Below are 7909 nucleotides of genomic sequence, written 5' to 3'. Positions count from 1 at the left end.
CCGCCGGCCGGCGCTGCCCCCCGGGGCGGCGCCGCCCCCCCGCGCGCCCCCCCCCCCCGGGCCGGTGCTACGCGTCCTCGCGCCGCATCGACAGCAGGTCCTCCAGCTGCTCCTCGCGCGACTGCGCCGCCACGAACAGCAGCTCGTCGCCGGCCTCCAGCGCGTCCTCCTTGTTGGGCGTGAGCACCCGCGTCCCGCGGATGATCGTCACCAGGGAGGTGTCCTCGGGCCACTCGACGTCGCCGACCCGGGTACCGGCCAGCGCGGCCTCCGGGGGCAGCGTCAGCTCGACGAGGTTGGCGTCACCGTGGCTGAAGCGCAGCAGCCGTACGAGATCGCCGACGCTCACCGCCTCCTCGACCAGCGCCGACATCAGACGGGGCGTCGAGACCGCGACATCCACGCCCCAGGACTCGTTGAAAAGCCACTCGTTCTTCGGGTTGTTGACCCGCGCGACCACCCGCGGCACGCCGTACTCGGTCTTGGCGAGCAGCGAGACGACCAGGTTGACCTTGTCGTCGCCGGTCGCCGCGATGACGACGTTGCAGCGCTGCAACGCCGCCTCGTCGAGCGAGGTGATCTCACAGGCGTCGGCCAGCAGCCATTCCGCCAGCGGCACCCGCTCGACCGAGATGGCGGTCGGCGCCTTGTCGATCAGCAGGATCTCGTGCCCGTTTTCCAGGAGCTCGCCCGCGATGGAACGCCCCACTGCACCCGCGCCCGCGATTGCGACCCTCATGCGTGCGCCCCCTCAGGACCCGTGGCGAATGCCGCTTCGACCTTCTCGACCTCGTCGGTGCGCATCATCACGTGCACCAGGTCGCCTTCCTGCAACACCGTCTGCGAGGTCGGCAGCATCGCCTCGCCCAGCCGGGTGAGGAAGGCGACGCGGACGCCGGTCTCCTCCTGGAGGGTGCTGATCTTGTGCCCGACCCAGGAGGCCGCGGTGTGCACCTCGGCGAGCTGGACGCCCCCGCTGGGGTCCCGCCACAGCGGCTCGGCGCCCGACGGCAGCAGCCGGCGCAGCATCTGGTCGGCTGTCCAGCGGACGGTGGCGACGGTGGGGATGCCCAGGCGCTGGTAGACCTCGGCGCGGCGCGGGTCGTAGATACGGGCCGCGACATTCTCGACACCGAACATCTCACGCGCCACCCGGGCGGCGATGATGTTCGAGTTGTCACCGCTGGAGACGGCCGCGAAGGCGCCCGCCTCCTCGATACCGGCCTCCCGCAGGGTGTCCTGGTCGAAGCCGACGCCGGTCACCCGGCGGCCGCCGAAGGACGAGCCCAGGCGGCGGAACGCGGTCGGGTCCTGGTCGACCACCGCGATGGTGTGACCCTGGCTCTCCAGGGTCTGCGCGAGCGCGGAGCCCACCCGCCCGCACCCCATGATGACGATGTGCATGCTGATTACCCCGTGCCCTGTACTAGCGCGCTGACCTGCACAAACACCCTGCTCACTACTTTCTTCTCCCAGTACCGGCGACACGAAGCCACGGCTCGCGACAGGACCGGGTGCGTCAGCGGTCGCGCCGGGCGCACCGCGGTCCGGTACAACCGTAGCCGTAATGGCGGTCCCGGTAGGGGGCGCGGTGGGCCGCGGTCCCCTGCGGATCGGCGCCGTGTGCGCGAGGGCCTCCCGCGCCGGGCTGCGCCGCGCCGGGCCGGTAAGGCACGCTACGAGGTGTGCCCAACCTGCCTCTCCAGCCCCAACAGGGGCCCCACACCGCGCACATGGTGGTCTGCGGCGACGACGCGCTGGCCCATCGTCTTGCCGCCGAGCTCCGGGACGTCTACGGCGAACGGGTGACACTCGTCGTCCCCTCCGCCCGGGAGCCGCACCGCCCCCGTATTCCACCGCCGGCCCGCGCGCTCGGCCGGGCCGGTGCGCTGCTGGGCCGGGTGTCGGCGGCGATGGTCCGGCCGTCGCCACTGTCGCCGGAGGCGCTCGGGGACGGCGCGGAGCCGCCGGAGGAGGCCTTACGCATCGTGGAGGCGGCGCAGCCGGACGACGCGGCGCTGCACGAGGCCGGTATCGCCGGGGCGGGCGCGCTGGCACTGGTCTACGACGACGATGAGCTCAACATCCACGCCGCGCTGCGCGCCCGCCGCCTCAACCCCCGGCTGCGCCTGGTCATCCGGCTCTACAACCGCAAACTCGGCCAGCATCTGGAGGAGTTGCTCGACCAGGCGGCCGCGGTCGCCGCCCTGGACGGCGAGGACGGCGGGGACGCGGCGGGCGTCGACGCGTCCACGACGGTGCTGTCCGACGCCGACACCGTGGCCCCGGCGCTGGCGGGCGCCGCGGTCGCCGGTACCAGCAAGGTCATCGAGGCGGACGGACTGCTGCTGCGGGCCGCGGAGCGCCCGCCGGTGCCGCCCGGCCGGCCCGGCGGTCCCGGGCTGTGCACCCTGGCGCTGCTGTCCGCGTCCGCCAACGACCCGGCGGAAACGGCCGGTTCGGCGCCCGGTGACGAGGGTCCCGTGCTGCTGCCGGACGACGAGGCGACCGCGGCCGCCGCCGGCTGCGGCACCGTCGTCCTGGAGACCGTCTCCTATACGGGGCGACCGGTGCGCCGCCGCTGGCTCCGCGGCCGGGGCGCCCCGCTGGCGTCCCTCTTCTCCCGGCGGCTGCGCTGGTCGCTGGCCGGGATCGTCGGCGCGGTGCTGGCGCTGGCCGTGGCCTCCTCGCTGACCCTGGGTGAGGACCCGCTGCACGCCGTCTACCTCTCGCTGCTGGACCTCTTCGCCATCAACGAACCGGCGCTCGACGGTCCGGCGCCCCGCAAGGTGCTGCAACTGCTGTCCGGGCTGACCGGGCTGTTGCTGCTGCCGGTGCTGGTCGCGGCGGCGTTCGAGGGGCTCGGCACCTTCCGCAGCGCCTCGGCGCTGCGCCGCCCGCCGCGCGGGCTGTCCGGCCATGTGGTGCTGCTGGGCCTCGGCAAGGTCGGCACCCGGGTCCTGACGCGGCTGCACGAGATGGGCATCCCCGTGGTGTGCATCGAGGGGGACCCGGAGGCCCGGGGCATCGCCCTGGCCCGCCGGCTGCGGGTGCCGACCGTCCTGGGGGACGTCACCCAGGAAGGTGTCCTGGAAGCCGCGATGATCGAGCGGGCGGCCACCCTGCTCGCCCTGACCAGCGAGGACACCACGAACCTGGAGGCCACCCTCTACGCCCGCTCGGTCAGCCCCCGGCTGCGGGTGACACTGCGGCTGTTCGACGACCGGTTCGCCACCGCCGTCTACCGCACCCTGCGCGCCGCCCACCCGGGAGCACTGACCCGCAGCCGGAGCGTCACGTACCTGGCCGCGCCCGCCTTCGCCGGCGCGATGATGGGCCGGCAGATCCTCGGGGCCATCCCGGTCGAGCGGCGGGTGCTGCTGATCGCCCGGGTCGATGTGCGCGGGCACACCGCTCTGGAGGGCCGTACGGTCGCCCAGGTGCTGCGCCCGGGGCGGCTGCGGGTGCTGGCGGTCGACACCTCCGCCCCCGACGACCCGGAGCCGGAGGCCGCGGCCGCCGCCCCGCCACCGCCCGCCGAGGAGCGCCGGCCGGCGCAGCTGGTGCACGAGCTCGGCGACGACTACGTCCTCCGCCCACAGGACCGGGTGCTGCTGGTCGCCACCCGGCAGGGACTCGGCGACCTGCACGCCCGGAACCGGGCCCCGGCCGCGGGCGGGCAGGGCGAGGCCCGGCAGAGCGAGGCCCGGCAAGGGTGACCCGCGGGCCGGCGGGACCGGCGTCCGACCCCACCCGCCGGCCCGCTTCACCCATCCCACCGTGACCCCGCCATCGCACCCGGTGACGGACCCCGCCGCCCGTGACGAATGCCACGAACGCGACCTGCCAGGCCCCCACGAAGCCCTGACGAGGTCCTGACGTGCGCGTGACGTGCGGATTCTGTGGAGGCGCGCCCCGTGGTGCGCCCCTCAGCAGGTCCAACGCGCCTCGGCCGCCCCGCTCCGCTCCTCCTCGCCGCAGACCGTGCGGGGAGCGGGTGGGCGCGGACCTTGACGAAGGCTTAGCATCCTCTGCGTGTCCAAACTGACCGACGTGCCCAAACGGATCTTGATCGGGCGCGCACTGCGCAGCGACAAGCTCGGGGAGACCCTGCTTCCCAAGCGCATCGCACTCCCCGTCTTCGCCTCCGACCCGCTGTCCTCCGTCGCCTACGCGCCGGGCGAGGTGCTCCTCGTCCTGTCCATCGCGGGCGTGTCGGCGTACAGCTTCAGCCCCTGGATCGCGGTCGCGGTCGTGGTGCTGATGTTCACGGTCGTCGCGTCGTACCGGCAGAACGTGCACGCCTACCCGAGCGGTGGCGGCGACTACGAGGTCGCCAACACCAACCTCGGCCCCAAGGCCGGTCTCACCGTCGCCAGCGCGCTGCTCGTCGACTATGTGCTGACCGTCGCGGTCTCCATCTCGTCCGGGGTGGAGAACCTGGGCTCCGCGATCCCGTTCGTCGTCGAGCACAAGACACTGTGCGCGATCGGCATCATCGTGCTGCTGACCCTGATGAACCTGCGCGGCGTCAAGGAGTCGGGCAAGCTCTTCGCGATCCCGACCTATGTCTTCGTGGCCGGCGTCTTCATCATGATCGTCTGGGGTGTGATCCGCGGCGTCGTCATGGGCGACACCATGGAGGCCCCCACCGCCGACTACACCATCCACGCCGAACAGGGCGGCCTGGCCGGCTTCGCGCTGCTCTTCCTGATGCTGCGCGCCTTCTCCTCCGGCTGTGCCGCGCTCACCGGCGTCGAGGCGATCTCCAACGGTGTGCCGGCCTTCCGCAAGCCGAAGTCCAAGAACGCCGCGACCACCCTGGCCCTCATGGGCGGCCTGGCCGTCACCATGTTCTGCGGCATCATCGGCCTGGCCATGGCCACCAACGTGCGGATGGCCGAGAACCCGGCCACCGACCTGCTGCACAACGGCAAGCCGATCGGCTCCGGCTACACCCAGAACCCGGTCATCTCGCAGGTCGCCGAGGCGGTCTTCGGCAAGGGCAGCTTCCTCTTCGTCGTGCTCGCCGCGGCCACCGCGCTGGTGCTGTTCCTGGCCGCCAACACCGCCTACAACGGCTTCCCGCTGCTCGGCTCGATCCTCGCCCAGGACCGCTACCTGCCGCGCCAGCTGCACACCCGCGGTGACCGTCTGGCGTTCTCCAACGGCATCGTCCTGCTGGCCGGCGCCGCCGCGATCCTGGTCTACCTCTACGGCGCGGACTCCACCCGCCTCATCCAGCTCTACATCGTCGGCGTCTTCGTCTCCTTCACCCTCAGCCAGACCGGCATGGTCCGTCACTGGAACCGCCACCTGGTCACCGAGAAGGACCCGGCCAAGCGCCGCCGTATGCACCGCTCGCGCGCCATCAACGCCTTCGGCGCCTTCTTCACCGGCCTGGTGCTCGTCGTCGTCCTCCTGACGAAGTTCACCCACGGTGCCTGGGTCGCGCTGCTCGGCATGGTCATCTTCTTCGTGACGATGTCCGCGATCCGCCGCCACTACGACCGGGTCGCCGACGAGATCGCCGCCGAGGACACCCCCGACGACGACGTGGTCCGCCCCTCCCGGGTGCACTCCCTCGTCCTGGTCTCCAAGGTGCACAAGCCCACCCTGCGCGCCCTCAACTACGCCAAGCTGATGCGCTCCGACAGCCTCGAAGCGGTCAGTGTGGACGTGGACCAGGCCGACACCAAGGCCCTGCGGGAGGAGTGGGAACGCCGCGGCATCGAGGTGCCCCTGAAGGTCCTGGCCTCCCCGTACCGCGAGATCACCCGGCCGATCATCGACTATGTGAAGTCGCTGCGCCGGCAGAGCCCGCGCGACGCCGTCTCCGTCTACATCCCGGAGTACGTCGTCGGCCACTGGTACGAGCACCTCCTCCACAACCAGTCCGCGCTGCGCCTCAAGGGCCGCCTCCTCTTCACCCCCGGCGTCATGGTCACCTCCGTGCCCTGGCAGCTGGACTCCTCCGAGGCCGCCAAGCAGCGCGCCCGCAAGCGCGCCGAATGGAACGCTCCGGGTGCCGTCCGCCGGGGCCCGGTCGCCCAGCCGAAGAAGGAAAAGGCCGCCACCAAGAAGTAGCGGCCACCACCGCCCGGCCCCAGGGCCTGGAGCGGTCCGCACGGCACACGGCCCCGACGGTGGACGGGCCCGGGCACCACACGGCGGGACGTAGACTTGACGGTCGGCGTCCCGCCGTACCGCCCCGGCACCACCCCACCCCAGGAGCCCTCCCGCCATGCAGGCAGAACCCAAGAAATCGCTGGTCGGCGAGGAGTACGAGGTCGAGGTCGGCCCGGTCGCGCACGGCGGTCACTGCATCGCCCGCACCGCCGAGGGCCAGGTCCTCTTCGTACGGCACGCGCTCCCCGGCGAGCGGGTCCTCGCCCGCGTCACCGACGGCGAGGAGGGCGCCCGCTTCCTGCGCGCCGACGCCGTCTCGATCCTGGAGCCGTCCAAGGACCGGGTCGAGGCCCCCTGCCCCTTCTCCGGCCCCGGCCGCTGCGGCGGCTGCGACTGGCAGCACGCCAAGCCCGGCGCCCAGCGCCGCCTCAAGGGCGAGGTGGTGGCCGAGCAGCTGATGCGGCTGGCCGGGCTGACTCCCGAGGCGGCCGGCTGGGACGGCACCGTCGAGCCCGCCCCCGGCGACAAGGTCGCCAAGGGCGAGGTACCGGCCTGGCGCACCCGCGTCCAGTACGCGGTGGACGACGAGGGCCGCGCGGGCCTGCGCAAGCACCGCTCCCACGACATCGAGCCGGTCGACCACTGCATGATCGCCGCCCCCGGCGTCACGGAACTCGGCATCGAGAAGCGCACCTGGCCCCAGATGTCCACCGTCGAGGCCATCGCCGCCACCGGCTCCCACGACCGTCAGGTCATCCTCACCCCGCGCCCCGGCGGCCGCCTCCCCCTCGTCGAACTCGACAAGCCGGTCTCGGTCATGCGGGTGGGCGAGAAGGACGGCGCCGTCCACCGCGTCCACGGCCGCCCCTTCGTCCGCGAACGCGCCGCCGACCGCACCTGGCGGGTCGGCGACGGCGGCTTCTGGCAGGTCCACCCGAAGGCCGCCGACCTCCTGGTCGAGGCCGTCATGCAGGGCCTGATGCCCAAGAAGGGCGACATGGCCCTCGACCTCTACTGCGGCGTCGGCCTCTTCGCCGGCGCCCTCGCCGAGCGCGTCGGCGACAAGGGCGCGGTCCTCGGCATCGAGTCCGGCAAGCGCGCCGTCGAGGACGCCCGCCACAACCTCCAGGACCTCGACCGCGTCCGCATCGAACACGGCAAGGTCGACCAGATCCTCCCCCGCACCGGCATCACCGACGTCGACCTCATCGTCCTCGACCCACCCCGAGCCGGCGCCGGCAAGTCCACCGTCCACCACCTCGCCACCCTCACCCCCCGCCGCATCGCCTACGTGGCCTGCGACCCGGCGGCCCTGGCCCGCGACCTCAAGTACTTCGCAGAGTCGGGGTACGCGCCGCGGCGGATGCGGGTGCTGGACTTGTTCCCGATGACGCACCATGTGGAGTGCGTCGTGGTGCTGGAGAAGGCAGCCAAGGGCGTCTGACCTGCTGGGGAACGGCTCTTGACGGCGTCTCAGGCGGTGCCTTCGTGTGCCTGCCACAGCTCTTCTGGTGGGGCCCGCAGGGGCTGCCGAGGCCGCCGAACTCGTTGAGGCACTGTCGGCCGCCGCAGCAGCGGCGGCGCTCGGCGGACCTCGGTCCGTGATCCAACGGCCCGAGGCAGCGCGAACCACCGCCGAAGTGCCCCCCGATTCGTGTCACAACCATAGGATCGTGTAAGTTCTTCGAGTTGCCACGGAGCCGACGGCCCCGGGCAGCCATCCCGCCGCTTCGCGGCACACCACTACTGCACGGCCCCTCACCGGGAACGATTTCGGCAT

5 protein-coding genes are annotated in these 7909 nt (G+C 72.5%); 3 read left to right on the top strand and 2 right to left on the bottom strand.

The window, feature by feature from the left end; genetic code table 11:
* Positions 1 to 67: 67 nt before the first annotated feature.
* Together ACWC9R_RS36620 and ACWC9R_RS36615 are read right to left on the bottom strand one after the other, a co-directional pair.
* A complete protein-coding gene (locus ACWC9R_RS36620) occupies positions 68 to 739 on the bottom strand; it encodes a potassium channel family protein (RefSeq protein WP_026170356.1) in 672 nt (223 codons plus the stop codon).
* Positions 736 to 1404, bottom strand: a complete 669-nt coding sequence (locus ACWC9R_RS36615) for a potassium channel family protein (RefSeq protein ID WP_018093582.1) — start codon at positions 1402 to 1404, stop codon at positions 736 to 738. Before ACWC9R_RS36615 ends, ACWC9R_RS36620 begins: the two co-directional genes overlap by 4 nt.
* A gap of 329 nt (positions 1405 to 1733) precedes the next feature.
* Between ACWC9R_RS36615 and ACWC9R_RS36610 the strand changes: the two genes are divergently transcribed.
* The 3 genes from ACWC9R_RS36610 to ACWC9R_RS36600 all read left to right on the top strand — a co-directional run bounded on the left by ACWC9R_RS36610 (position 1734) and on the right by ACWC9R_RS36600 (position 7573).
* Entirely contained in the window at positions 1734 to 3719 is a 1986-nt protein-coding gene (locus ACWC9R_RS36610; protein WP_450738159.1) for a potassium channel family protein, read from the top strand.
* 316 nt (positions 3720 to 4035) lie between these two features.
* Positions 4036 to 6087: an APC family permease gene (locus ACWC9R_RS36605; RefSeq protein WP_450738157.1), complete on the top strand. Its 2052-nt coding sequence runs from the start codon at positions 4036 to 4038 to the stop codon at positions 6085 to 6087.
* Positions 6088 to 6244: 157 nt separating this feature from the next.
* The gene (locus ACWC9R_RS36600; RefSeq protein WP_450738155.1) at positions 6245 to 7573 is read left to right on the top strand and encodes a class I SAM-dependent RNA methyltransferase; all 1329 of its coding nucleotides are present in this window, start codon (positions 6245 to 6247) and stop codon (positions 7571 to 7573) included.
* The last annotated feature ends 336 nt before the right edge of the window (positions 7574 to 7909 follow it).

The sequence above is a fragment of the Streptomyces sp. NPDC001219 genome, from assembly GCF_053597915.1.
Note: the sequence above shows the minus strand (reverse complement) of the source record. Positions and strands in the feature narration are given on the sequence as shown.